This window comes from Rhizobium sp. X9 (genome assembly GCF_018873185.1).
In the GTDB taxonomy this organism is placed as follows: domain Bacteria; phylum Pseudomonadota; class Alphaproteobacteria; order Rhizobiales; family Rhizobiaceae; genus Agrobacterium; species Agrobacterium oryzihabitans.
On the sequence record NZ_CP071312.1, the window covers coordinates 1,231,668 to 1,257,455 of the forward strand.

Annotated in this window: 18 protein-coding genes; 7 read left to right on the forward strand and 11 right to left on the reverse strand. The window is 64.0% G+C overall.

Features of this window, described 5'->3' with window-relative positions; all coding sequences use genetic code 11:
* Positions 1–7: 7 nt before the first annotated feature.
* The 3 genes from JZY08_RS20610 to JZY08_RS20620 are packed head-to-tail and all read left to right on the forward strand — an operon-like array spanning position 8 to position 2,338.
* Positions 8–661 carry a CBS domain-containing protein gene (locus tag JZY08_RS20610; protein WP_112585223.1) on the forward strand — a complete coding sequence of 218 codons (654 nt, stop codon included), beginning with the start codon at positions 8–10 and terminating at the stop codon, positions 659–661.
* Entirely contained in the window at positions 658–1,668 is a 1,011-nt protein-coding gene (locus JZY08_RS20615) for a hydroxyacid dehydrogenase (RefSeq protein ID WP_050747022.1), read from the forward strand. Before JZY08_RS20610 ends, JZY08_RS20615 begins: the two co-directional genes overlap by 4 nt.
* 1 nt (position 1,669) lies before the next feature.
* Positions 1,670–2,338 (forward strand): DUF6629 family protein, encoded by a 669-nt coding sequence (locus JZY08_RS20620; RefSeq protein ID WP_077546179.1) that lies wholly within the window; start codon positions 1,670–1,672, stop codon positions 2,336–2,338.
* A gap of 148 nt (positions 2,339–2,486) precedes the next feature.
* Here JZY08_RS20620 and cls read toward each other — a convergent pair whose 3' ends face one another.
* The 10 genes from cls to JZY08_RS20670 form a co-directional block, all read right to left on the reverse strand.
* Positions 2,487–3,923 (reverse strand): cardiolipin synthase, encoded by a 1,437-nt coding sequence (gene cls / locus JZY08_RS20625; RefSeq protein ID WP_112585224.1) that lies wholly within the window; start codon positions 3,921–3,923, stop codon positions 2,487–2,489.
* A 153-nt stretch (positions 3,924–4,076) separates the two neighbouring features.
* Positions 4,077–5,675, reverse strand: coding sequence for an AarF/UbiB family protein (locus JZY08_RS20630; RefSeq protein WP_112585226.1), 1,599 nt, complete (start codon positions 5,673–5,675; stop codon positions 4,077–4,079).
* Between the two features lie 39 nt (positions 5,676–5,714).
* A complete protein-coding gene (locus JZY08_RS20635; protein WP_077546182.1) occupies positions 5,715–6,755 on the reverse strand; it encodes a type II glyceraldehyde-3-phosphate dehydrogenase in 1,041 nt (346 codons plus the stop codon).
* Between the two features lie 169 nt (positions 6,756–6,924).
* Positions 6,925–8,439, reverse strand: a complete 1,515-nt coding sequence (locus JZY08_RS20640; protein WP_112585228.1) for a multicopper oxidase family protein — start codon at positions 8,437–8,439, stop codon at positions 6,925–6,927.
* 595 nt (positions 8,440–9,034) lie between these two features.
* Positions 9,035–10,306, reverse strand: coding sequence for an MgtC/SapB family protein (locus JZY08_RS20645; protein WP_077546184.1), 1,272 nt, complete (start codon positions 10,304–10,306; stop codon positions 9,035–9,037).
* 43 nt (positions 10,307–10,349) lie between these two features.
* Positions 10,350–10,874, reverse strand: a complete 525-nt coding sequence (locus JZY08_RS20650) for a cytochrome b/b6 domain-containing protein (RefSeq protein ID WP_278025777.1) — start codon at positions 10,872–10,874, stop codon at positions 10,350–10,352.
* Entirely contained in the window at positions 10,871–12,397 is a 1,527-nt protein-coding gene (locus JZY08_RS20655) for a thymidine phosphorylase family protein (protein WP_112585230.1), read from the reverse strand. The genes JZY08_RS20650 and JZY08_RS20655 overlap by 4 nt, the downstream gene beginning before the upstream one ends.
* Positions 12,394–13,752, reverse strand: coding sequence for an MBL fold metallo-hydrolase RNA specificity domain-containing protein (locus JZY08_RS20660; protein WP_112585940.1), 1,359 nt, complete (start codon positions 13,750–13,752; stop codon positions 12,394–12,396). The genes JZY08_RS20655 and JZY08_RS20660 overlap by 4 nt, the downstream gene beginning before the upstream one ends.
* 8 nt (positions 13,753–13,760) lie before the next feature.
* A complete protein-coding gene (locus JZY08_RS20665) occupies positions 13,761–16,148 on the reverse strand; it encodes a xylulose 5-phosphate 3-epimerase (protein WP_216331576.1) in 2,388 nt (795 codons plus the stop codon).
* 47 nt (positions 16,149–16,195) lie between these two features.
* On the reverse strand, positions 16,196–17,227 hold the full coding sequence (locus tag JZY08_RS20670) for a ribose-phosphate pyrophosphokinase (protein ID WP_235864173.1): 1,032 nt from the start codon (positions 17,225–17,227) through the stop codon (positions 16,196–16,198).
* A gap of 418 nt (positions 17,228–17,645) precedes the next feature.
* On the opposite strand from JZY08_RS20670, the gene ftsH reads away from it, so the two are divergent.
* From ftsH to JZY08_RS20690, 4 genes are all read left to right on the forward strand, one after another.
* Positions 17,646–19,520, forward strand: a complete 1,875-nt coding sequence (ftsH, locus tag JZY08_RS20675) for an ATP-dependent zinc metalloprotease FtsH (protein WP_112585232.1) — start codon at positions 17,646–17,648, stop codon at positions 19,518–19,520.
* A 63-nt stretch (positions 19,521–19,583) separates the two neighbouring features.
* Positions 19,584–20,570 carry an HlyD family efflux transporter periplasmic adaptor subunit gene (locus JZY08_RS20680; protein WP_112585234.1) on the forward strand — a complete coding sequence of 329 codons (987 nt, stop codon included), beginning with the start codon at positions 19,584–19,586 and terminating at the stop codon, positions 20,568–20,570.
* The gene (rbbA, locus tag JZY08_RS20685) at positions 20,560–23,328 is read left to right on the forward strand and encodes a ribosome-associated ATPase/putative transporter RbbA (protein WP_112585236.1); all 2,769 of its coding nucleotides are present in this window, start codon (positions 20,560–20,562) and stop codon (positions 23,326–23,328) included. The genes JZY08_RS20680 and rbbA overlap by 11 nt, the downstream gene beginning before the upstream one ends.
* Positions 23,329–23,330: 2 nt before the next feature.
* On the forward strand, positions 23,331–24,458 hold the full coding sequence (locus tag JZY08_RS20690) for an ABC transporter permease (protein WP_112585238.1): 1,128 nt from the start codon (positions 23,331–23,333) through the stop codon (positions 24,456–24,458).
* 60 nt (positions 24,459–24,518) lie between these two features.
* Here the strand turns inward: JZY08_RS20690 and JZY08_RS20695 are convergent, their stop codons facing one another.
* A complete protein-coding gene (locus JZY08_RS20695) occupies positions 24,519–25,757 on the reverse strand; it encodes an MFS transporter (protein WP_112585240.1) in 1,239 nt (412 codons plus the stop codon).
* Between the last annotated feature and the right edge of the window lie 31 nt (positions 25,758–25,788).

A 25,788-nucleotide genomic window follows, 5' to 3' on the forward strand; every position in this document is an offset into this window, starting at 1 on the left:
GACGAGGATGCGTGTGCAAGATGTGATGTCGACGCGATTGGTCACCATCAGCCCGGAGCACAGCGTCTGGCACGCCGCGCAGATCATGCTCACCGAACATGTCAGCGGCCTGCCGGTGCTCGACGACGCACAAGCCTTGATCGGCATGGTCACGGAAGGCGACCTGCTGCGGCGCTCCGAGCTCGGCACACCTCTCGGTGACGGCGGAGTGCAAGAGCGTGCGCGGGCCTACGTCAAGAGCCGCAGCTGGAAGGTCGGTGCGCTGATGTCGGCCCCGGTTTTGTCCATCGACGAGGATGCCCCGCTGTCGCAAGTGGCGATGCTGCTCGGCCTCAACCGGATCAAGCGTCTGCCGGTGCTGCGCGACGCACGGCTGGTGGGCATCGTCAGCAGGGCGGACCTGCTCAAGGTCATTTCGGCGGGCGGACCGGATGCGGAGATCAGGGGCGATGCGGCGGTCTCGCGGGCTCTGCGCGCCCGCCTCGAGGAGGCGGGCGCCGTGCTGCGCCGACAGCCGGAACTCCATGTCGCCGCGGGTCGGGTGCACGTCGCAGGGACCATGCGCTCGCAGGAGGAAATCGACGTCGTGCGGATGGTGGTCGACAGTGTCGTGGGATCGGGGTTTAAGGATGATTTGACAGTGGAGAAGGAGCCTCGATGAGGGTTGTTCTGTTCGAAGCGGAGGATTGGGAGAAGAAAGCCTGCGCAAAACTGATGCGCCGGCACGACGTCCGCTGCACGACGGCTCCGCTGAATATCACCACGGTCGGCGAATTCGAGGACGCGGAGGTGATCAGCCCTTTCGTGGCGTCCCGCCTTGATTCCGGCATCATCGATCGATTGCCCGATCTGAAACTCATCGCGACCCGTTCGGCGGGATACGATCATATCGACCTGACCGCCTGTCGAGAGCGAAGTATCGCCGTTGCCAATGTGCCGGATTACGGGGATGCGACGGTCGCCGAGCACGCCTTCGCGCTGCTGCTGGCGCTTGCGCGCAACATCGTCGAGAGTGTCGCGCTGACCCGCCGCGGCGGTTTCTCGATGGCCGGCATGCGTGGTCTTGAGTTGCGGGACAAGGTCATTGCGGTTGTTGGAACAGGGCGCATCGGCCGCCGCACGATCGAGATCGCGCATGGCTTCGGCATGAAGGTCCTCGCCTTCGATCAGGTCGAGGACGCTGCCGCCGCGACACGGCTGGGCTTCACCTATGGCGCGCTCGACGAGGTCCTGGCGCAGGCCGATGTGGTGACGTTGCATGTACCATCATCACCGGACACCGTCGGGATGATCGGCGAACGGCAGTTCGACGTTATGAAGGACGGCGCCATCCTCATCAATACCGCGCGCGGCAATGTGGTCGACACGGAGGCGCTGGTGCGGGCGCTGGCAAGCGGCAAGTTGCGCGCGGCCGGTCTCGACGTGCTGCCGCAGGAGCCGCTGATCCGTGAGGAGGCCGAGATCTTCCGCCAGAACATGGCGGTCGATACGGTCGATCTCAAGGCGCTTGTCGCCAACCACGTGCTGCTGCGCTTTCCGAACGTTCTGGTCACGCCGCACAACGCCTACAACACCGACGCGGCGCTGCGACGTATCATCGACACCACCCTTGCCAACATCGAAGGCTTTGCGGCCGGTCGCCCGGTCAATCTGGTAGGGGTAGCCTGAGATGTGCCTTTCCGCGGAGGTCAGTCTGGGTGCCGCCGCCGTCCTCATCCCGGGCGGCGCGGTGGCGGGCGCGTCGGCCTGGCGGGCAGATCGCCGCTATCTGATGATCGCAACCCTTCCGCTTCTGTTCGGTCTGCAGCAACTGGTGGAGGGTTTGATCTGGATCGAGGGCCACGCAGGCAACACGCATCGCGTCGGCCAGTATTCCTTGCTCTACATGTTCTTCACCTGGATTGCCTGGCCGATCTGGGTACCTCTGTCGGCCTACTTCCTGGAGGGCGGTGGGCGCCGGAACCTCATCCTTTTGTTCGTCATCGCGGGCGCGATGCTGGGCGGCCTGCAGTTCATTCCGTACTTTGTCCATGACGGCTGGCTGGCAACGACCTTCCTGCGTTGGGCAGTTCGCTATCAGGACATCAATCTGCTCGACGGGCTCGTCTCCCGGACCGTGACCTACGCGATCTACGTTGCTGTCGTCATCGTGCCCTTCCTGCTGGTGCGAGGCTGGGAGATCAAGATTTTCGGCCTGCTCGTCGCCGGCGTCCTCGTCATCACCTATGCGTTCTTCTCCTACGCCTATATCTCGGTGTTCTGCTTCGGCGGTGCGGTGATCTCCCTCTATCTCCTGGCGCTGATGTGGCGCAGGCGAGCCAGGCCCGCACTGGCGTGATCGCTGTACGGTCGCATTGCCGGCGTTTGCCGTGCCAAGTGCGAGCGTAGAGCAAGATCCGCACGACGAATACGCCCATATGCACCCGCAGCCGAAGTGGGGCATCGCGTTGCGTTCGATTGCTCCATTTGGAAGCCGCTGATGCTGTTCACAGGAGAGGGCTCGCCAGCCGCGCCAGGTTCTCGCCAATCTTGTGGATCATTGGACGTTTTTCCCAACCGTCGAGCGTGAGCGTCGCGGTGTTGTCGAAGCAGCGCACTTGCTCACGGCGCAACTGTTCCGTGACACCCTTGTCAAAAACGATAAGGCTTACCTCGGCGTTTAGGACAAAAGAGCGGATGTCGACATTGCTGGAACCCAGCAGCGAGATCTCATCATCAAACGTCATATGCTTGGCGTGCAGAAAGACCTCCTCATAGAGATGCACTTGGACACCGGCCTGGAGGAGTTCGGAGTAGTAGGATTGCTGCGCCAATTTCACCAGGATGTGATCCGTGAGACGCGAGACCAGCAAACGCACCTCCACCCCACGCAGCACGGCGGTTTTGAGTGCTTGAAGGAGAGGTTCGTCCGGGACGAAGTAGGGCGTCGTGATCACGACACGCTTGCTTGCGCCGTGAACCAGAGCCGCAATTACATTGCCAATCCCTGCGTTCGGGTAGTCAGGACCGCTTGGAAGGACCTGTGCAACGGCCCCGGCATCGGGATGATGGTGTGGAAAAAGGGCGGATACCGCCAGTTCCTCCTCCGTTTCCATGAACCAGTCGGCGACAAAGACGGCTTGCAGCTCTGTCGTGATCGGGCCGACAACTCGTGCGACCAACTCCTCGTTTGCGATGTTGGAGGCAGATAGGGCGTTTGTTATGTTCTGGGAGCCGATATAGCCGATGCGGCTGTCTATGACGGCAACCTTACGGTGATTACGCAGGTCGGCACGCGCCGATCTGCGCCGAAAGATCCCCACCTTCAGAGCGAATTGAACGTCCACACCTGCTCGGGTTAGCAGCCTCGTCACCTGGTGCCGCCATTGCCGGGACCCGATGGCATCAATCAGTACCCTGCATGTGACACCTCGCAGGACCGCCCGTTCCAATGCTTCTATTACGCGCAGACCCGTCCGGTCGTCTGCGAATATGTAGAACAGGAGATGGACAGTTCGTTCCGCATGATCGATGTCGACGACCATGCGGTCGATAACACCCTCATAATTGGAAAGAAGTTCGACGTTGTTGCCAGAAAGCGCGGGGAACTGGCCGAGGGTTTCAATCAGGAGCGCCGGTCCCGCCAGCGAGCCTGGCAAGTCGGGACGGCGGCAGAAGTGAGAATGGGCAATCTCTTTCGATGCCGCGACCAGGACCTCCGGCAATCTGGCGAAGCGTTCCCTGCGCCAGCGGGGATAGGTCGGTCTGCCGATAACAAGATAGACCGCAAGTGCAGGAAGGGGCAGGAAAAATATTAGCAGCAGCCAGCTGCGCGCGGCGTCGGGCGAACGTCGAAAGGGCACGACAAAAACCATGACAATGCGGATTGTCCATTCCACTACCAAGTAGGCGATCGCCCAGGCTTCGTTCCCAATAAGCGCCATCGCCGTCGTCCCGTGTGCCTATGTTTTCCGCGAAGGTTGAGGAGTGGAGTAGCAGCGTTCGTTCGATCCCAGGATCTTCGGCTTCCACGGTCCTGTGATCTCCGCCCGTCCGCTGCGCGCGGCGGTGCAGGTGCGCCCGCACCGACGCAGCGCTCATCGTCGCCACAGTATGTTAATCCACCGCAGGACGCGCATGCAGATCCAGATCGCCACGATAAATCCGATCAGGGCCGTGACGGGCAGCCCTATCACCTCAGGTCCAATATGCGCTTGCGCCAACAGCGCGGACGTGACCAGCATTCCAGCCGACAGAAGCGCCAGCGCCGCGAGAGCCGCCCGGCGGTCGAGCCGCCGCTCGGTTTCGTCCGATTGATGGACACGCACACCAAGGGCTAGGTCTCCGCCGTCCTGATGGGCGCGATGAAGCCAGGAGGCCAACAGCGAGGGCAGGTCCTCTGCGGAGAGCGCCAGCTCGGTTTTGAGACGCGCCATGGCTGCCGGGTCAGGCCTGCCGCCCAGCGTGTGCGCCAACGCGGCCTCGCCTTTGGCAATGATCGTATCCAGCACATTGAAGTTGGGATCGAGCCGGCGCAGGCAGCCCTCAATCAGAAAAAGCGCCCTGACGAAAACCATGAGGTTATAGGGAACGACGACGCGGGCGCCGTCACCGAGCCGCATCACCCTGAGGAAAGCATCGGCGATAGACCAGTCCTTCAGCGGCAGCGAGGAATAGTCGCTGAGGATTTCTTCGATACCCTGCACGAATGCCGTGCGTTCCGCCTGCCGGTCGATCAGCGAAAGAGCGATGGCCGCGTCGAGCATCCATCCGGCGTCCTGGTGAACGAACGCCTGGAGAAAGATCCCGAGATTGCGCCGTGTCGTGTGGTCAAGATGGCCCACGAGCCCGAAATCGTGAAAGCAGATCCGGCCGTCCTCCATAACGAAGAGATTGCCGGGATGCGGATCGCCATGAAACAGACCGGTCGTCAGCAGTTGCTCAAGATAGAAATCGACCAGGACGCCCGCGATCCGCGAACCGTCCTGCGATATGGCCGAATCCTCGATCGATCGGCCATGGCTCATGACCTGGACGAGGATTGCTTCGCTTGATAGCGTTTCGAATGCTTCCGGCACGTAGACGTCGGTGCGCTGCCTGTAGGCATCAGAAAATCGTCGAATGTTTCGCGCTTCCTGGAGAAGGTCAGTCTCGCGCCGGAGATTGGCCCACATTTCGCGGGCGAGGCGCTCGGGCTGCAGGCGGCGGAAGCTCGGGATCGCCGCGCCGGCGATCCGGGCAACGGCAACGAGTATCCGCATGTCGCTGTCGATCCGCTCCCGCATGTGCGGGCGCCTTATCTTGACGATCACCTCCTGGCCGTCGGGCAGGGTGGCGCGATGGACCTGGGCGATCGAAGCGGCTGCGAAAGGTTCGCTGTCGAATGTCTGGAACACCTGTTCGACCGGCCGGCGCAAGGCGCGCTCAAGTTCCGCCCTGGCCTCTGTCGAGGAAAATGGCCGGGCACGCTCGCGCAGGTCGCGCAGTTGCCTGAGATAGTCCTCCGGGAACAGGTCGGGCCGCATGCTGAGGGCCTGACCGATCTTGATGAAGGTTCCGCCGAGCTCATCGAGCGTCTGGCGTAGGCGAACTGGCAGGGCCGAGGCATCGGCGGCGACGCCGCGGCGCCGCTCGGCTAGATAGAGCAGAGTCAATGAGACTGCGGCGGCGACGATCCTGAAAAACCGCGAGCTCACGCGCTTTACCCCGGTTATAGGCGGCCGCCGCGCATCGCGTTAGAACAACCGCTGCCGGATGCCGAGCGACGCGTTCGTCAGCGCGATTGAAGAGTCGGCACCCGATGCGAGGCCGGTCAAGGCACGGATGGCATCGATCGTCTCGGGAATGACGATCGCCTGGTTGTCGACCATGTAGGCGTAGAACAGCTCGTCGCCTTCCGTGCGCAGCATGTCTTCCCAGAGCGCCACCTCGTAGAGATTGTCGTGCGGTCGGCCGAGGTCGGCCATCAGCTCCTTCACGGTATTGATCGCGGTGAGCCCGTCCGTGGTTCGGATCAGCGCGATCCGCGACGAAGCGCCGAAAGCCCCGAGCACCTCCTCCTTCTCGGCCGCCCGGGTCATCTGGACGGACCAATAATGGAGATGCGCCAGCGTCTCGGGAACCTTGACGGCCATGGTCACCACGTCGAGGTCGGGGTCGACGCTCTGGGCGTCTGGTCCCTGATGACTCGGGATCTCGGGCTCGGGCACGAGCGTGTTCATGATCCCGCCTTCATGGCTTTCCCACGGATCGGTGGCGCGCCTCAGCAGCGTGCCGCGCGCGCGTTTGAGCAGGCCGGCCCGCTTCAAGACGGAAAGCGTGCGAACGATGGAGGTCGTGTTGCAGGACACAACGCGCGTCGACTGGCGGCCGATCGCGCTCGCAAAGGAGCTTTCTGCGACGAAAGAGTGTCCGGTCACGGCGTGTTTCTCGCCGCCATGGACGATGAACTTGATGCCGCGGGCCCGGTACCGCTCGACGTTGGTTGCGGCGACGCGCTTGGGTGTGCAGTCGACGACGATGTCCGCGGTCTGGAGCAGCGCATCGAGCGTACCGGCGACCGACAAGCCGGATGCCCTCATCGGGCCAGCCGTCTCATCGGACGCCGCGTAGAGCGGAATCGCCTTCTCTTCAAGCGGGCGCAGGCGCCAGTCGCTCGCGATGTCGCAGACACCGACGAGTTCCATATCAGCCTGAAGACGCACGGCGTCGGCCACCCGCTTGCCGATTACGCCATAGCCGTTCACGGCAACCCGGATGGAACTGTGCTGTGTCATTCCAGAAATCCTTAGAAACGAAAGTTCGATCGCGCCGCTTCCCGCCGCCTTAAGAGGAAAGAGCACCATTTTGTATGCCAGCGCTCGGCGGCTGCATCTTTGATCGAGGTTAAGGATGCACAGTCGTCGTGGTGCCGGCTCGGATTCCGGCACCAGGCAACGACAGGTTCTAGCCAAGATCCTCATAGGTGACGTAGGCCATCATGCCGGTCGCCATGTGGTAGAGGTGATGGCAGTGCAGCGGCCACTTGCCCGGATTGCTGGCATCGAAGACGAAGGTCAGGGTTTCGCCGGGTGGCACTAGCGCCGTATCGCGCACGGCCCCGGAGATTGCGGTGCCGTTCACGTTGGTTACCTGGAAATGATGACCGTGCAGGTGCATCGGATGCGCCATCATGGATGCGTTGCGCATCGTGATCTCTATCCGCTCCCCTTGACGCGTGCGCATATCCGAGGCGCCGTCCATGCCCCATACATAGCTTTGCATCTGGCCGGTCAGGGCGATCTCGAAACGTCTGTCTGCCGGACGAACGGCCAGCGGCCTTACGGCCCGCAGGCGCTGCTCGAGGGAATTGCCCACGATCGGACCGTCGGCCTCGGCAATGGGAGCGATACGCTGGATGGGGGCTCCGGCTGTGGCGAGGATCACGCCCGTGCGTTCCATTGCCCCTTCCCGCAGGGCCAGAACAGGATAGGTTCCGGCTCCTTGAGGCAGTTCCAAGCGGATATCGAGGCGTTGACCCATGCTGATCGGGAATGTTTTGCCGTCGACCGGTTCGACCTCCTGGCCGTCGACAGCAACGAGCGTTCCCTGCACGACGCCGGTGTCGATGGTGAAGGCTGTGGCAGTCGCGCCATTGATAATGCGCAGGCGGACGCGGCCGCCTTTTTCCACTTGCACGACTTCGGGATCGTCGAGCGTTCGATCGTTGGCCAGGTAGGCATCATAATCGATGTCGTTGAGGTCCATGGCCCCCATTGTGCCCATGTCCATTCCGGGCATGCCGCCCTTGTTCATGCCATCCATCTCCATATTGCCGTGCCCCATGGCGGAATGATCCATCATCGGCATTCCGGCCATTTTCCCTTGCCCTGTCGCAGGTACACTCGACCGGGCGTCGTGGGCTTGTCCGCTCTTGAGCCTGGCCAGCAGTTCCTCGGCCGGCGTAAAGGAAAAGTCGTGCAGGAGGATGACGACGTTCTGTTCATCCCGTTCCCTGTCGGCCGCGGTGCGGACGACAAGTGGCGCGGCAAGCAGGTTCTGCTCCTGAAGCGTGTGCGCGTGCATCCAGTGCGTGCCGCCGGCACCGACAGGGAAGGTATAGCGCACGACCTCGCCTGCCTTGATTAGGGCCATCGGATTGTCCGGCACGCCGTCCATCTTCCAGGGCGGCGTCAGGCCGTGCCAGTGGATCATGGTCGGTTCATCGATCACGTTTGCAAGCTCGACATCGAAACTCGATCCAGCGTCCAGTTGGATCCCTTGCTTGCCGTCAGGCTGCATCAATCCGAACACGCGTGCTGCCTTGCCGTTGACCTCGATCGTGCGGCTGGCAATTCCGAGCCTGAGCGGTGGCGCGGCGGCCGAGGCCTGAGGCAGGGCGCCGAAGGGGCGGATGACGGAAGCCGCGCCGACGGCGGCGGTCCCGGTCATGATCGTTGTGAGAAAACGACGTCTGTTCATGGTTCACTCCTGATGTGGCCTGCATCGGCAGGCAAGCTGATCGGTGCGTCTTTCGGACGCTGGTCGGCGACCCAATGCGCGATCGGGTCGTTTCGGTCAGATCAGCTTCGGGGAGGCCCGTGGGAAGGATGGACAGAAATGCCGGCCGATTGGGTCTCGATCGGCAATGCATGATCCCTCACCACGGGGGCACCATCGAAGAGGGCGGCAGGCGGCACAAGGCTGAAGCACTTGAGGCAGTATTTTTGGCAGCACTGATCGAGGCTTCTGTCGGTCCTCTTGCCGCTACCATGATAACCTGCATGCACGAGAACGCCGTCCACGTTGGCGCTTGCCGAAACGGTTTGAGTATTGGCCGGGTCTGGACACGGCAAGGTGTGGGCAGTCGTCAAGGACGCCGTCAGAAAGGCGAATACCAACGCGGCCACGACAGCCGTTCTCAATCGTTCGCAAATGTTCGCCACCAGAGCCACCTCAAATCACCTCGATTCAACTCTAGCGCATCAGGAAGTTTTCCTGTTTGATCGGGATCAATGCCAATCCGATGCTGTAAAGCCGTTCCAGCCAGATAGTGTTGTCGTCATGATGAGACCAATCACGACGGCGTACCAGGCCAGTCGAAATGCGGAAGTGTCGCGAAGACGAGGAAGCCCAAGCCGACTGCCGTAATGGTGGCGACCGCGATCGGGAGCCAAAAACGCACCGGCCCCGTCCCGGCCGCGACAACCAACCGTCCAGCCGCGTTCGTTGTCAGGGCGAGCAGCACGGCGTGCCCCACAGTCTCTCTGTCTGCCGAGACACCAAGGAGCCGCAATGCGCTCAGCACGGCAACGTCGATATCGAAGGTGCCGGTGATCGCCGACGTGACCACCATGCCACCAGTGTTCCCGACCGAAACTGCAGCACTTATGGTCGAAACCACAGCAAACAGGATCGCAAAGGCCAGCAGTGCCCACAATTCGAAGGGGTTGCGTGGCATTTGTCCAGCGTCGGTTGGAACTGCACCGCGCGACAGAAACACCCCGCCGCACATCACGAAAGTCAGAACCGCGGCAAGAATGGCAAGTCCTGCGACGCCGAGCACTGATGGTGAGACGATCGCGACGATGCCGGCAACACGGAGCACCGAGACGGCGGCGGCGAGCGTGGCGGCTCCGGCCAGCGGCCAAGGATTGCCGCCTGCGGTTGCCGTACGCGCGAGCGCCAGCGTCACCGCCGTCGATGATACCACTGCCCCCGCCAATCCGCCCACCAGCACTCCACGTGTGGTTCCGAACAGGCGGACGGCAATATAGCCGAGGAACGAGATTGCAGCAGTCAGCACTGTGAAGAGCCAGATCTGTTGCGGATTGAAGCCGCCCCACGGATCGATCGCCTGCGCAGGGAGGAGCGGCAGGATGATCGCCGTCATCACCGCCAGCACCAGCGCGGCGCGCAACTCGATCCAGGAGAGGCGCCTGAGAAGACCATGCAGCAGATCGCGACTGGCGAGGAGGACGGCAAGTGCGGTGCCTCCGGCGGCAGCGGCGCGGTGATCCCCCGCAACCGCCAGTGCTCCGAGCACGAACACGCCCAGGGCCGCGACAACACCGGTCACGCTGAAATCCGCATCCTGAATGGCTTCGCGGCTCTTGTACCAGGCAAAGACCGCGGTGAAGGCCAGCAGCCCTGCGATCAGCACCGATGGTGCCGCGACGCTCTTGGCGAGCGCGGCGAACAGGCCGCCAAGAAGACCGGTAATGGCATAGGTGCGGATACCGGCCGTTCTCGCGCCATCCGGGGCGTCGCGCTCGCGCCAGCCACGCTCGAGACCTACCAGCAGGCCAATGGCGAGCGCCAAGCCCAACCTGGCGATCAACGGGTCCACTGTCAGCTTCCCGCGGGCTGACGGCCATGAAACGAAGTCGGCATCATCGCGGCTTCCGGATCATGCGCCAAAGGACGTCGTCGCGGCGCCAGAAATGATGCCAGAGCGCCGCTGCGGCATGAAGGAGGACAAGAACGAGCAACGTCCAGCTCAGCAGGCTGTGAACCGGCGCAATCCGGAACGTGACATACATGGCGATCGTGCCGGTGACCGGCAGCGCGATCAAGACGGCGTAGAGCGCGACATGCATAACGGCGGCAATGATGCGCTCGACGACCGACATGCCTCGGGCAGGCGGCGGTCTGCCATAGGCAAGGCGCATGACCAGTTGCGCCAGTACAAGACCAAGGATTGCCCAGCCGCTCCAGGCATGGACCTGATGCAGGAACAGGTCGAAGGGGCGCGGTTTCATGAACAGGTGCGCCATATGCGTGCGCTGGATTGCCCAGGCCGTCGGCACCTGTACGAGGCAAAGGACAAGCACGGTCCAATGCATCAGACGATGGGCGAGTGGGAATTCCTCGGGCGGACTCCGCCGGTGGCGTCCTCCCGGGCGCCGCCATCTCAAGTCTCGACCTCGACGATGTCGCCTGCGCGCGCGGCATAATCGAGCGCATAGGCGAGCTCGCCCGTCGTCTCGGCATGGACATGAAGCAGGGGCTGGCCCCGATCGATGTCGTCGCCGAGCCGAACCTCCATGTGAACGCCCGCCGCCTTCGATTCGGGTGCGCCAGCGAGCTTGGCAAGCCGCGAGAGTTTGCGGTTGTTTATGTGAACGACGCGCCCGGTATGCGGCGCGAGCAGGGGATAGACATTGGGCGCCCGCGGTGGCGTACGAGGGCCGCCCTGCGCCCGGCAGATCGCCTCGAACTTCGACCAGGCCCTCCCGCTTGAGAGCGTTTCGAGCGCGCGGACGACGCCTTCTCCCCGTTCGGCCTTGCCGCCGATCTCGAGTGCGGCACCGGCCAGCGTCGCCGCCCGGCGGCGCAGGTCGTCAGGGGCGTCCGCTGCGTTCTGCAATACGGCGAGCACGTCCAGCGCTTCTAGTGCCGGCCCGATGCCGCGACCGACGGGCTGCGAGCCGTCCGTCTGGATGCAAGTCGTGGCGAGCCCGAACCGTGAGGCAACAGCGTTGAGACGCAGGCCGAGCTGAGCGGCCGCGTTCTCACCGCGCACCTTGGCGGTCGGCCCGACGGGAATGTCGATCACGACGTGGGTAGACCCCGCCGCTATCTTTTTGGACAGCACGGAGGCGACCAGCTGGCCTTCGGTGTCGACGTCGAGCTCGCGCTCGACGCGGACGAAAATGTCGTCGGCGGGGCTCAGATGCACAGCGCCGCCCCAGGCGATGCAGCCGCCTTCGCGTTCGACGACGCGCCTCAATGTCGCGATGTCGAGCTCCACCGGCGCCAGCGTTTCCATCGTGTCGGCGGTGCCGGCCGGAGAGGTGATGGCGCGTGACGAGGTCTTGGGCATGAGCAAGCCGTTCGCGGCGACGATCGCGACCACGATCGGGGTTGTCCTGTTGCCGGGAAGGCCGCCGACGCAATGCTTGTCGACCACGATTGGCGCGTCCCAGCGCATCCGCTCGCCGACGTCCACCATGGCGCCGGTCAGGTCGGCAGTTTCGTTCTCGTCGAGGGGGAGGGCGGCGCTGGCCGTGAGGAAAGCGGCTAGGTGGACTTCCGTGTAACGCCCGGCGACCATGTCGCGCAGGATTTCTGCGAAGGCGCGCGAATCGAGCCGATTGCCGTAGATGCGCTGACGCACGCTCGCCAGCGAGTCGATCGCGGGTGCATGGCTGACCCTGACCGCGTCACCGTCGGCAAGGCCAAGCCGCTCCCAGGCGGTTTCGGAGAGGCCGACTTCGTCGAGGGCGATTAGACCGTCACCGTCGACCTGGAACAGCGTCGCCTGAACCTCGCCGCTGCCGTTGGAGACAAGGACTTGTGAGCGCGCCGACAAACCCTCCGACCGGCAGACGTGGCAATCGGTGCGCATGACGACGACGGCCTGATGCTGCGTGTGCAGGCGGATGCGCCTCGCCCGCAGGGTCGGTTGAGCGGGAATTGTCGTGTCGGCGAACGTCATAGATCGAACTTCTGGTTCTGGCGGGGAACGACGGCATCCCATCCGAGCTCCCGGTCAATGCGAACGCGCAGCGCTTCGGAGCCTTCGTCTTCGCCGTGCACGATGAAGACCCGGGACGGCGGTCGGCGGAAGCCCGACAACCACCGCATCAGCTCGCTGGAATCAGCATGCGCCGACAGCATTGACAGTTCCTCGACCGCGGCGCGAACGGGAATCCATTCACCATGGATCTTGGTCTCCTGCGCGCCTTGCAGCATAGCACGACCGCGGGTGCCGGCCGCCTGGAAACCGGAGAACAGGATCGTATTGCGTGCATGCGGCGCGAACGCCTTCAGATGATGAAGCACGCGCCCGCCGGTGGCCATGCCACTCGCCGAGATAACCACCTTGGGATACGGGCTTGCCGTGATGCCCTTCGAGCCGTCGACGTCGCGGGTGTAGGTCGCAATCGCGCAGACCTCCTTACATTGCTCCGGGGTCAGGCGGTGGTCCCCACGGTGGGCGTGGAGGAGGTCGGTGGCGTCGATTGCCATCGGGCTGTCGAGATAGACAGGCACCTTCGCCAGGCGCCCAGTACTTTTGAGCTTCCAGAGATGGTAAAGGAGCGATTGCGCGCGACCCACGGCGAAGGCGGGAACGACGACCGTCCCGCCGCGCGCGACTGTTCGCTCGACGACGGCGCCGAGCGCTTCGGTGGGATCGGCAGGATCGTGCATGCGGTTGCCGTAGGTCGATTCGATCAACACATAGTCCGCCTCCGGTACAGGGGCCGGATCGGGAAGAACCGGATCGTCATAGCGGCCGAGATCGCCGGAGAAGGCGACACGGCGTCCGCCCCATTCGATCTCGGCGGTGGCGGCGCCCAGGATGTGCCCGGCATGACGGAAAGTCAGCGTCGCGCCGAACGGGAGCTTGACCGGCTTGTCGAAGGGCACGGGCGAGAAGAATTCAAGGCTGCGCTCGGCATCCCGGATGCCGTAGAGCGCGAGCGCCGGCTTGTGTTTCGAGAAGCCTTTTCTGTTGGCGTATTCGGCGTCCTTCTCCTGCAGGTGGCCGCTGTCCTTGAGGATGAGCTCTGCCACATCGCGCGTTGCCGCCGTCGCATAGATCTTTCCCTTGAAGCCGTCGCGCACAAGCTTGGGAAGGTAGCCCGAATGGTCAAGATGGGCGTGCGTCAGGATAACGGCGTCGATGCTCGAAGGGTCGATCGGCAGCGGTTCCCAGTTTAACTCGCGCAGGTTCTTGAGGCCCTGAAACAGACCGCAGTCGATCAGGATGCGTTTGTCGCCGTTGGTGAGCAGATGTTTCGAGCCGGTGACGGTGCCTGCGCCGCCGAGGGACGTAAGTGTCAGCATGGCGTCCTTCATTTGGTAGGAGTGGTGAGATCGGCGGGCGAGCCTTTCCCATCGATGGCATTGCGTTCGGCGACTGTCAGGAAGTCGCGGCGCGACCACCCAGCCAAAGGTGCGGCGGCATCGATCAGATGCGCCCAACTGCAGCGATTGGCGAACAGCAGGCCCGCGACATCCAGCGTGCCGCCCCGGCTGATATAGCCGCGGGCCACAGTGTGTTTCGGACCGCTGTCGAGCCGTCGCAGCAGGCCGAGCATCGGCTCGGGCCGTGTGTGCGAGACGATCAGGCGCGGGACATCGACCGGGAAGAGGCGCACGAGCTCCTCGTCGGACGCCACAAAACGCGCCTCGATGGGATCGCGGGGGATCCTGAAGCGACCGGGCTCGTTGATCGCCGTCACCACGACCCGCCGTCCATGCTCTTTCAGGCGGTTCGCCGCCTTGAGCGCCTCTTCGAGCTGGTAAGCGCCGATCGCAACGATCTGCAGCTCGGCGCCGTCAACCTGTCCCTCGATGTGGGCAGCGCCGTCGGCGACGAAACGGACGGCGGCAGCGCCGTCGAAGCGGTGCGGCATGTCGCGCTTTGAGACGATCACGCAGGCGACCTGGCCGCGCCCCTCGAACACCGAGGCCATGGTGGCGACGGCGCTGTTGGCGTCTACCGGAAACAGCACACGCGCGGTGTCCGACATCTCGCCGAGCAGCGCCTCGCCGACGGTCGGATCCTGATGCGACTGCTCGTTCTTGGAATTCTCCCAGGTATGCGAGGTGACGACAAGCGGCACGGAAATCCAGCCCGGGCTCTGGCCCACCGTGCGTTGGTGGCGCGCGAAGATGATCTCCTGACGCAGGCCACCGAGCATCTTCATCGCGAAGGCTTCGTAGCTGACGATGAGGTTGATCCCGCCTTTGTTCGCAAGGGCCGCGGCGGCGACCGCTTCCTCGTTGAGTGCGGTGATCACGGCGCCATCAACGGCATCGGCGACGCCGGCTTCGGGCGTATTGACGCGGTGGCGGAGGCGGTCAAGGGTGGCACCCATGTGGTTGGAGCGCAGTTCGTCCGGATTGCCGACGCGCACCCTGTGCGACGGATTTGCGTTGACAAGGCTCACGAACCAGCGGTCGAGCGCATGCATGGCGCAATCGGCCGGCGCGCTTTTGTCGGTCCATTGCGGCTGCGGCAGGCTCGGCGCAGACGGCCGGCGCGACGCCAGCGGATGCCGGCTCTCCGGGGGACGCTTCTGCTCCTGGTGAATCGCAATTGCTGAAACGGCCTCGGCGATCTCCTCCTGCGGGACGAACAGAACCCGCGCCGCTTCGTTGAACGCAGTTCGCGCGGCCTCGTCGCGGGACGGATTTCCGGCAAGCGGGAGATTGTGCGCGGCGTTCGTGCCAGCGCCTGGAAAGCCGAAGCCTTTCACGGTATTGGCAATGGCGTAGGGAATGGGAGCGGGATAGACGCGGGCGGGATCGCCCGCAAAACGGCCAAGGCGCTCCTCGGCCGTCAGGATCGCCCAGACGAAGGCCGCGGGATCGCGACCGTCGATCTCGAACGGATCGAATCCGTTGAGCCTGAGATGATCAGCGAGCCAATCGGCGCCGCCCTGCTGCGCAATCTGCGCCCGCTCCTCGATGCGTCGGCCGTTAAGGATCATGATCGGCACGACGAGACCGCTATCCTCAGCTCGCCACCAGCGCGCCGTCCAGTCCGAGCCGCGCTGCTCCTCGAAGGCGCCATCGCTCACGAAAGCGACCAGGCTCTCTCCGGGTAGCGGGGCATGGACGTACTGGACCTCGGCGAAGCCGAGATATCCGCCCTCGGAAATGGCGCCGGCCGTGTTCGGTCCGGCATGGCTGCCGATCGGCACCGCCGGACGGCCCTCGGCATTGATAGCATAGGAATAGAAGTCGGCGGCGAGCCGGGACAACCCTTTCTCGCTCCGGTCATAGCGCCCTTTCTGCGCATCCGAAACGTCGCCGGTCAGCGCGTTGAGCGCCTCGATCGCCGCGACGCAATGGCCCTGTCCCATCACCCAGGAGCGGGTGGTGGCCGAGAGCGTGTTCGCGGCAAGGTAGCCGACAAAGGCCGGCACCATGTTCAGGGAACCGCCGGTATGGCCTTCAGGGGTTGCTTTGAAGGCTTCTAGCGGCAGCGACGCGCCGGAGAGGTCGACGCGCTTGGCATAGGTCATGTGAACCACCGTCCACATCGCGGCGGAGGTCAGCCGGTCGGCAGCGGCAAGCAGGCGGTAAAGCGCGTCCGGGTTCTGCTTCGGCGACTGCGCAAGAGCGCGAATGCGCTCGACGGTTTCGTCGCTATGCGTGATCGGGCCGTAGCCGGCACGCCAATGTTCGAATGCTGGGGAGTGTTCGAAGGCTGTGGACGTCGTCGCGGCCATGCGCTGCTGCCTTTCCTGGATGTGTCTGCTTTCCGATGCCGATGGCATCACTCAACCCCGCCGGTCCACGACGGAGGATCGCTGGCGGGAAAGGAATCGATGCCGGCGCGTTCGACGTCGTCGAGCGGCTCGGGCGGGCGTCGATGACGAACGAGTTCAGGATCGGGAGCGTCGGCGATGGCCAGCGCATCCGTGACCAGTCGGGCGAGCCCGATCGCGTTGCTCGGATGACTGACCGAATCGGAGGAGACGATCCTGCCGCAGAGCGGCGCCAGGCGCGTATAGGAATCACCGGCGAAGATGCCGTGCACGACAGCGACGTCGGGTCGTGCGAATCCAAGCGGCGGCAGCTTTCGCGCCGCCTCGATGAGCGTATTGCCGGAGGAGGCGATGTCGTCGACCAGGACGGGCTGCAGCCCGCTCGATGAGGAGAGGTCGGGAAACGCGATCTCGACGTCGCGGTCGCCATGCCGGATCTTACGCAGCACCGCATGCGGCGCGCCGATCTTTGCGGCGATGGCCGACACCCATTGCTCGCTTTCCTCGTCCGGACCGATGATCAGCGGATCGGCAACCGACGCGGCGATCCACTCCGCCAGGAGCGGCGCCGCATGCAGCGTCAGCGCCGGGATTTCATAGAGCGCGGACAGCGCCGGATAGCGGTGCAGGTGCGGATCGACGGTGACGAGCCGGTCGAAGCTGGACGAGATCAGGCGCGCAAAGGTTCGGGAGGTGATGGCCTCACCCGACCGGAAACGCCGATCCTGCCGCATATAGGCCAGATATGGAGCGATCAACGTCACCGCGGTGGCGCCGAGCGATCGGGCCGCGTCAGCGAGAAAGACGAGCCGGAGGAAGCCCTCATCGGGGCGAGCGAGCGTCGAGACCAGAAGAACCGATTTTGCTGCGACGTCGCACGCGAGGCGGACATAGCTCTCGCCGTCCGGGAAACTGCGCGTCTCGATCGCCCCCAGCTCGCCGGCGCCAGCGTTCGCAAGTGCTTGCGCAAATGCTTCATTGCCGGGGAGAGCAATGATGACGGGGACGGAAGTCATCTGGGCTGTGGCAGGGGCCATCATCGTTCTTTCGCAGTCTCGTTCCGGCGTGCAGCACGACGCGCGGTCAGCTCATGATTTCTTGCCCAAAGGCGAAGACAGGTCTCAGATAAAGCCCGCACGGAAGCTCGATTCTTTAATCGAGATTAAGTTCTTGCCATTGCGTGCCAACTCGGCCTCGCGTGCGAACGGCATTTCCGGTCATGCACGAAGGGATGCATAAAGGCTCCGGCCAGCACCTTTCCGGACGCAATCTTGATCTGAGTTAAAGTTCCGGCCTTCCCAGGCGCGCATTTTGACGACCAAGCAGGCTTCAAGTGACTTTTAGCAGAGAACCTTGTCGATCCTGATGCTCAATAGACGCGGCGATCCATAACGCGCCTGGCTGATGACATAAATCGCATTGGCCGTCGCGCGCGAGAGAAGTACGGGAATGCGGCCCATGGAGAATGAGAACAAAGCGCCCGCGAAGCGGGTCTTCAAGTTCGACATCTTGTATTTTATTGCGGTCTTCTTTGCCGTTCTGCTGATCCGGGATCTGCTTGTCGGCCAAGGCCACATCGAGGTCATTCCGTACAGCGAGTTCCAGAGCCTGATCGAAAGGGACGGCGTCGCCGACCTGGTGGTCGGACCGACGGAGATCACCGGCGCTTACAAGCCGCCTATCGAGAAGGATGCGCCCCAGCATTTCTCCACGGTTCGCGTCGATCCGCAGATCGCCGACGTGCTAACCAAGAGCAACATTTCCTTCTCCGGCAAACCCGCGCCGGGCCTCTTCGAAAACCTGCTCTCCTGGCTGATGCCGGCTGCGATTTTCGTGTTGATCTGGATATTCCTGCTGCGGCCGATGATGGCCGGACAGCATGGCGGCCTGATGAGCATCGGGCGCAGCCGGGCGAAAGTCTATGGCGAGAAGTCTGTAAAGGTGACCTTCGCCGATGTGGCGGGCGTCGATGAAGCCAAGCAGGAGCTCGCCGAAGTCGTCGGCTTCCTAAAGGACCCGGCAACCTATGGCCGGCTCGGCGCGCGCATTCCCAAGGGCCTGCTTCTCGTCGGTCCGCCCGGAACCGGCAAGACGCTTCTGGCGCGTGCCGTCGCCGGGGAATCGGGGGTTCGCTTCTTTTCGATTACCGGTTCCGAATTCGTCGAGATGTTCGTCGGCGTCGGCGCTTCGCGCGTGCGCGACCTGTTCCAGCAGGCGCGCGCGCAGGCCCCGGCCATCGTCTTCATCGACGAACTCGATGCGCTCGGTCGCGCCCGCGGCGTCGATATGCCGGGCGGTGGACATGACGAGAAGGAGCAGACGCTCAATCAGCTGCTCGCCGAGATGGACGGCTTCGACCCGAGCGTCGGCATTATCGTTCTCGCCGCGACGAACCGGCCAGAGATTCTCGATCCCGCGTTGCTGCGCGCAGGTCGCTTCGATCGCCAGGTTCTGGTCGACCGCCCCGATCGTCAGGGCCGGATCGACATACTGAACGTGCACCTGAAGAAGATCAGCGTGGCGCCCGAACTCGACGTCGCGGCGGTCGCGGCGCTCACGCCCGGCTTCACTGGCGCCGATCTCGCCAATCTGGTCAACGAAGCCGCGCTTGTGGCCACGCGCCGCGGCGCGAGCGCCACCGTGCTCGACGATTTCACGCAGGCCGTGGAACGTATCGTCGCCGGCCTGGAGAAGAAAAGCCGGATTCTCATTCCACGCGAGCGCCAGATCGTCGCCAATCACGAGATGGGGCATGCGCTCGTCGCCATGGCGCTTCCCCAGACCGACGTGGTGCAGAAGGTCTCGATCATCCCGCGCGGCATTGCTGCGCTCGGCTACACGCTCCAGCGGCCGACCGAGGATCGCTTCCTCATGAGCCAGTCCGAATTGCAGGATCGCATGGCGGTGCTGCTTGGCGGTCGGGCCGCCGAAAGCCTGGTGTTCGACGAGATTTCGACAGGCGCGGCGGACGATCTCGTCAAGGCGACGGACATCGCACGCAACATGGTGGTCCGGTTCGGCATGTCGAAGGAGCTCGGACAGGTCGCATATGAACCGGAGACCGGCAGCTTCCTCGTCGGACAGACCCCGGTCTGGCGGCCGCGCACCTATAGTGATGAGACGGCCGAGGCCATCGATCACATGGTGAAAGACCTGATTGACAGCGCCTTCCAGAAGGCACGCGCGATCCTCGAGCGCAACCGATCCGTGCTCGATACCAGTGCGCGCGAGCTTCTTGCGCGCGAGACGCTCGGCCCCGACGAGCTCGCCAAGCTGACCACGGGTCTCGAGCGCGAGGCACCGCGAAAGCCAGGTCTCGCTCTGGTCGAATGATGCGGATCGAAAATCGCCGGATAGGCCTGCTCGACGGGCGCTCGCTGTTTAAGGGAATCTAAGGTGCGCAGATCATCCGTTGTAGTCGTCGCCGTGTTGGTTGGCACTGCTGTGGCCGGCGGCTATGTCTATTGGCTCGGTACGCAGAACCGGGTTCCAGCAGGTCTGGCGCGAGTGAATGGAAGGATCGAGGTCGAGCGGGTCGACATCACCAGCAAGTATGCCGGGCGACTGGCTGAAGTCCTGGTCGACGAGGGCGCGAACGTCAACAAGGGCGACGTGCTTGCCCGCCTCGATACGAGCGAGATCCAGGCCCAGTTGACGGCCGCGCGCGCCGCCGTCCATCGCAGCCATCAGAGCGTCGCCAGTGCGCAAGCGAGTGTTGCCCTGCGCGAGGCTGAACTCAATCTTGCGCGAATCGAACTCCAGCGGGTCGTCAACCTCATGCGAACGAACACTTCGACCCAGGCCGAGCTCGATCGCCGCACGGCGCAACGCGACATCTCAAGCGCGTCTCTGCAGACCGCTAAAGCCGCGGTTGAGGACGCCAAGGCCTCGGTCGAGGTTGCCGAGGCGCAGGTCAGCCAGATCGAAGCCGCCATTGCCGACATGACGTTGAAGGCCCCGGTATCCGGCCGCGTCGAGTACCGTCTCGCCCGAACCGGCGAGGTCGTCGGCGCCGGGGGGCGCATATTGACGGTCTTCGACCTCTCGGACGCCCATATGACGATCTATCTTCCGACGGCCTCCGCCGGTCGTGTGGCGGTGGGCTCGCAGGCCCGCCTCGTGCTGGACGGCCCAGGCGGCTACGTCTTGCCGGCGATCGTGTCGTTCGTTTCGGCCGACGCGCAGTTCACACCGAAATTCGTGGAGACGGCGAACGAGCGCGAGAAGCTGATGTATCGCGTCAAGCTGCATCTCGACCCGGCGCTGGTCACCTCCGAGCGCGGCTATGTCAAGGCGGGGATGACCGGCAACGCCTATGTTCCGGTGACCCCAGACGCGCTTTGGCCGACCGAACTTGCGCCGAGGCTGCCCGATGGAGGCTGAGCCCGCCACAGCCGTCAGCCTGTCGGGCGTCCAGCATGCCTATGGGAAGGTGATCGCTCTTCGCAATCTGGCTCTGACCGTTCTGCCCGGGTGCAAGCTCGCCATCGTCGGCCCGGATGGGGTCGGCAAGTCGACCTTGCTCGGCTTGATCGCGGGGGTTCGCCGCATTCAGCGCGGTTCGGTCAATGTGCTGGGCGGCGACATGGCTTCGGCGGCGCACCGCAACGAGGCCGCGCCCCGCATCGCCTATATGCCGCAAGGGCTCGGACGCAATCTCTATCCGACCTTGTCGGTCTACGAGAACATCGACTTTTTCGCCCGGCTCTACACCCAGCCGGACGATGGTCGGCGTCGACGGATCGACGAGCTCATGCGGGTCACGGGGCTGTTTCCCTTCGCCGAACGACCGGCGGGGAAACTCTCCGGCGGGATGAAGCAGAAGCTCGGGCTGTGCTGCGCGCTGGTTCATGATCCCGATCTCCTCATTCTGGACGAACCGACGACCGGGATCGATCCGTTGTCGCGCCGCCAGTTCTGGACGTTGATCGGACGTATCCAGGCCGAGCGGCCGACCATGACGGTGATCGTGGCGACCGCCTACATGGAGGAGGCTGGCGCCTTCGATCGTATCGTGGCGATCGACGATGGCGCGATCATCGCTGAAGGAAGTCAGACGGACCTGCTTGCGCGCGCCGGCGCCACCACTCTCGAACAGGCCTATATCGAGCTACAGCGTCCGGAACGGCGCGGGGCGCGCGCGGCGCCGTCCGTGCCGCGTCTCAAACCCGACGGCGGACCGCCGGCCATCGTGGCCGAAGGCCTGACCATGCGCTTTGGCGATTTCACCGCGGTCGACCATGTCAGCTTTCGCATCGAGCGCGGCGAGATCTTCGGCTTCCTCGGCTCCAATGGCTGCGGCAAGACGACGACGATGAAGATGCTGACCGGGCTGCTTCCCGCGACCGAAGGCCGTGCCGAGCTCCTGGGCAAGCCGGTCGATGCGCGCGACATCTCGGCGAGGACGCGGATCGGCTATGTCTCGCAATCTTTTTCGCTTTACGAAGAGCTGACCGTGCGCGGCAATCTCGAACTGCACGGACGACTCTGCGGCATCGGCGGCAAGGGGCTGGGTGAGCGGGTCGATGAGGCCTTGTCGCGCTTCGAGCTCGGTAATGTCGCCGAGATGCTGCCGGACGCCTTGCCCTTGGGCATGCGCCAGCGTCTTCAACTGGCGGCGGCGTGCCTGCATCGGCCGGACGTCCTGATCCTGGACGAGCCCACATCGGGCGTCGATCCGGCGGCCCGCGACCGCTTCTGGAGCCTCCTGCTCGAAATGTCGCGCCGCGACGGGGTGACGATCTTCATCTCGACGCATTTCATGAACGAGGCCGAGCGCTGCGACCGCGTCTCTCTCATGCATGCGGGCCGCGTGCTGGCGGTCGGCGCGCCACGCGAGCTCCAGGCCGCACGTAAGGCCGCAAGCCTCGAGGATGCCTTCGTCGCCTATTTGGAAGATGCGGCGGGCACGGGTGCCGGCGAGCCGTCCGTGACTGATGAAGCGGTTGGCGTGGTCGAGCCGACCTCAGTGAGGCTGAACAACAATGCCGAGGTGGCGCAAACGCCGCGCCTTGCTTCGATGAAGCGGATCTGGACGTTTGCACGCCGGGAGGCGCTCGAGCTCAGCCGGGATCGCATCCGGCTGGCCTTCGCGCTGATCGGTCCGCTGCTGCTGATGGCGGCGTTCGGCTACGGGATATCGTTTGATATCGAACGTTTGCGCTACGCGGCGCTCGACCGCGACCAATCTCTGGAAAGCCGCGCGTTTCTCGACCAGTTCTCGAACTCGCGGTACTTCGTCGAGCAGGCACGTCTGAACGACGATGTCGAGATCGACCGGCGCCTGCGCGCCGGCGAGCTGAAATTCGCCATCGACGTCCCGCCCGGCTTCGGCCGCGACCTCTTGCAAGGCCGCCGGCCCGAGGTCGGCTTCTGGCTCGACGGCGGCAATACCTTTCCCGCCGAGACCGCGCGCGCCTACATTCTTGGCACGCTTCAGACCTATGCCGGCGAGCTGGCGCGCGCCCCTCGTGGCGCCAACGGACTGCCGGCCGAGACGCTGCGGGTCGAGCCGCGCTTTCGTTACAATCAGGATTTCCGTTCCGTCTTCGCGATCACGCCGGGATCGATCATGCTGCTGCTGATCATCTTCCCGGCGATGCTGACCGCCCTCGGGGTTGTGCGGGAAAAGGAGATGGGGTCGATCGCGAATGTCTATGCGTCGCCGGCGACGGTCGGCGAGTATCTACTCGGCAAGCAGCTCCCTTATGTTGTGATCGGCGTCCTGAGCTATCTCAGCCTGCTGGCTTTCGCCGGTGGCGTGCTGGGCGTCGTGCCGAAGGGCTCGCTGCTGGCGCTCTCGCTCGCAGCCCTGGTCTATGTCTACGCCGCGACGGCATTCGGGCTTCTCGTTTCCGCCTTCGTCTCGACCCAGGTCGCCGCGATATTCGGCACCGCCATTCTGACGGCGATGACCGCAGCGCATTATTCGGGCTTCCTGATCCCGGCCTCCTCGCTCGAGGGGCCGGGCCGCATCATGGGCCTGTCATTCCCGCCGCTTTGGTTCCAGACCATCAGCCTCGGCGTGTTCGCCAAAGGTCTCGACACGCCAGCGTTCGCCCGCGAGCTTCTGGTGCTGGCGGCGTTCGCGCTTGGATTCCTGCTGCTGGCGCGGCTCTTGATCCGCAAGCAGGGGGCGTAGCGATGCGGCGCTGGATCGAAAACGCCTTCCGTCTCGGCGTCAAGGAATTCGCCAGTCTGTCGCGCGACGTCGTGATGGTGGTGCTCATCGCCTACGTCTTCACCTTCGCTGTCTATTCCGAAGCGACAGCGATGCGAACCGACGTCAACGACGCCAAGGTGGCCGTCATCGACGGCGATCGCTCGACCCTCTCGGGCCGGATCAAGGACGCGCTCCGGCCTCCCTATTTCCGGCCGGCGGTCGAAATCGACCGCTCGAGCCTCGACGGCTTGATGGACAAGGGCGCCTTCACGTTCGTTCTCGACATTCCGCATGGTCTGGAAGCCGATTTTCTCGCCGGCCGCAACCCGGCCATTCAGGTCAATGTCGATGCCACCAGCATCTCACAGGCCGGCGTCGGCACCGCCTATATCCAGGAGATCGTCGCGCAGGAGACAACACGCTTCCTCAAGCAGGCCTCCGTCGAGACGCTCGCCCCGGTCACCGCGGTGATCCGCGCGATGTTCAACCCGAACCTCGAAGCCATCAGCTTCACGGCAAGCATGGGCGTCATCAACAACGTCACCATCCTTGCCATCATTCTGGTCGGTGCCGCGGTGATGCGGGAACGGGAGCATGGCACGATCGAGCATCTTCTGGTTATGCCGGTGAGCGCCAGCGAGATCATCGCGGGCAAGATCTGGGCAAACGGGCTGGTCATATTGCTGGCCGCGGCGTTTTCCCTTCACGTCGTGGTCGAGGTTGTCCTGCGCACACAGATCGTCGGTTCGATCGAGCTTTTTCTTGCCGGAACGGCCATTTATCTGTTCGCCGTGACGTCGCTCGGCATCCTGCTCGCCACGGTCGCAAACTCCATGCCGCAATTTGCGCTGCTCTCCATCCCGGTCTTCGTGCTGATGTTCCTGTTGTCCGGCTCGTTCACACCGTTCGAGAGCATGCCCCGAGCCCTGCAGCTGATTTTGGACCTTTCGCCGTCCACGCATTTCGTGCGTTTCGCACAAGCTGTACTCTACCGCGGCGCCGGTCTCGATGTGGTCTGGCGCGATCTTCTGATCATGGCGGGCCTTGGCGCGGGCTTCGTCGCGATTGCCCTTTATCGTTTCAAAGCCATGCTCGCCCGCCAATCGTGACGGTCGCCGTCTAAGCGTATCGCAAGACACGCGCAATTGCGCGTATTCCTGTTTCGGCAGTTATCGGCTCGCTGCCGGTTCCGGCATCAGGAGCCGGGGCAGCCGGATACTGGCCAGCAGTGTGCCCAGAACAATCAGCGCGGCGAGGACGAAGCTCGCATCGGGCAGGATCGGCAGATTGAACAGCGCGCCGCCTGCGACCGATCCCAGAGCCTGACCAAAACTCGCGGCGGCGGTCATGCGGCCGAGTTGCGCTCCCTGGCTGGTCGGGATGCCGAACGACGCCCAGTAGGTTGCGACCGGAGACAGCATGCCGGCACTCGCGGCCACCAGCGCGACGGCGACCGACATCAATACCGAGGTGCTAACGACCGAAACGACGACCAGCCCGATGGCAAGCGTCGCCAAACCAGGCGCGATGAACCAGCGCGTGAGCTCCGGCTTGATGAGAGGCGAGAACACCAGAGCCTGGACGACCGCCATCACGAGGCTGCATTCGGCGAACATGATGCCGATATGTGCGGCATCTAGGCCGAGGACCTTTCCGCGGAGCGCAAGTCCGACTTCGAAAACGCCGATCGCGAGCGCCGTCACCAGCGCAATCACCAGGAGCCGCAGCATCGCCCGCCGTTCGAGCTGTGTGGCGTCCGTTGATGCATCGCCGCTCTCGCGCCGCGTTCCGGAGGGAAGGAGGAAAAGCACCAACACGGCCGCGATCACGGCCAGGCCTGTCGCCGTGAGCAATGGCATTGCCAGCGAGCTGTCGGGAGGGAGTGCCCAGAGGCTTCCAGCGACACGCACCGCCAGCCCTCCGAGCAAAGGCCCGATGAAGAAGCCGGCGGTGCCCGCGATGTTGATCAGCGCGAAGCGATGGGCGCGCCATTCTTTCGACGGGGCATAGTCGCCGATCAGCGCATACGCGACCGGGGTGATGGCGGCGGCGAAGAACCCGGCAAGAAAGCGGCCGAGATAGAGAAGAGGCAGGCTTGCGGTGACGGCGAACAATCCGGTGGTCGCGGCAAAACCCAGAAGGCCCATGAGGATGATCGGCTTGCGGCCGCAGCGATCGGAAATGCGTCCCCAGACCGGCGCGCCGACGAAGATCGCGATGATGTAGACGCCCGTCAGCAGCCCCGTGTGCCATGAAAGAGCCTGCGGCGTGCTCCTGCCGGCGATCTGCTCGATCAGGAAGGGCAGGATCGGCAACGCGACACCATAGCCGACGGTGATCGCGAACATCGCGACGAGTACCGCTGAGAGCGCGCTCCAGCTCAGTCGGGTTGGTTCAGCCAGATCCATGCCGATGCGACCTGCTGCCCAACCCGCAGCC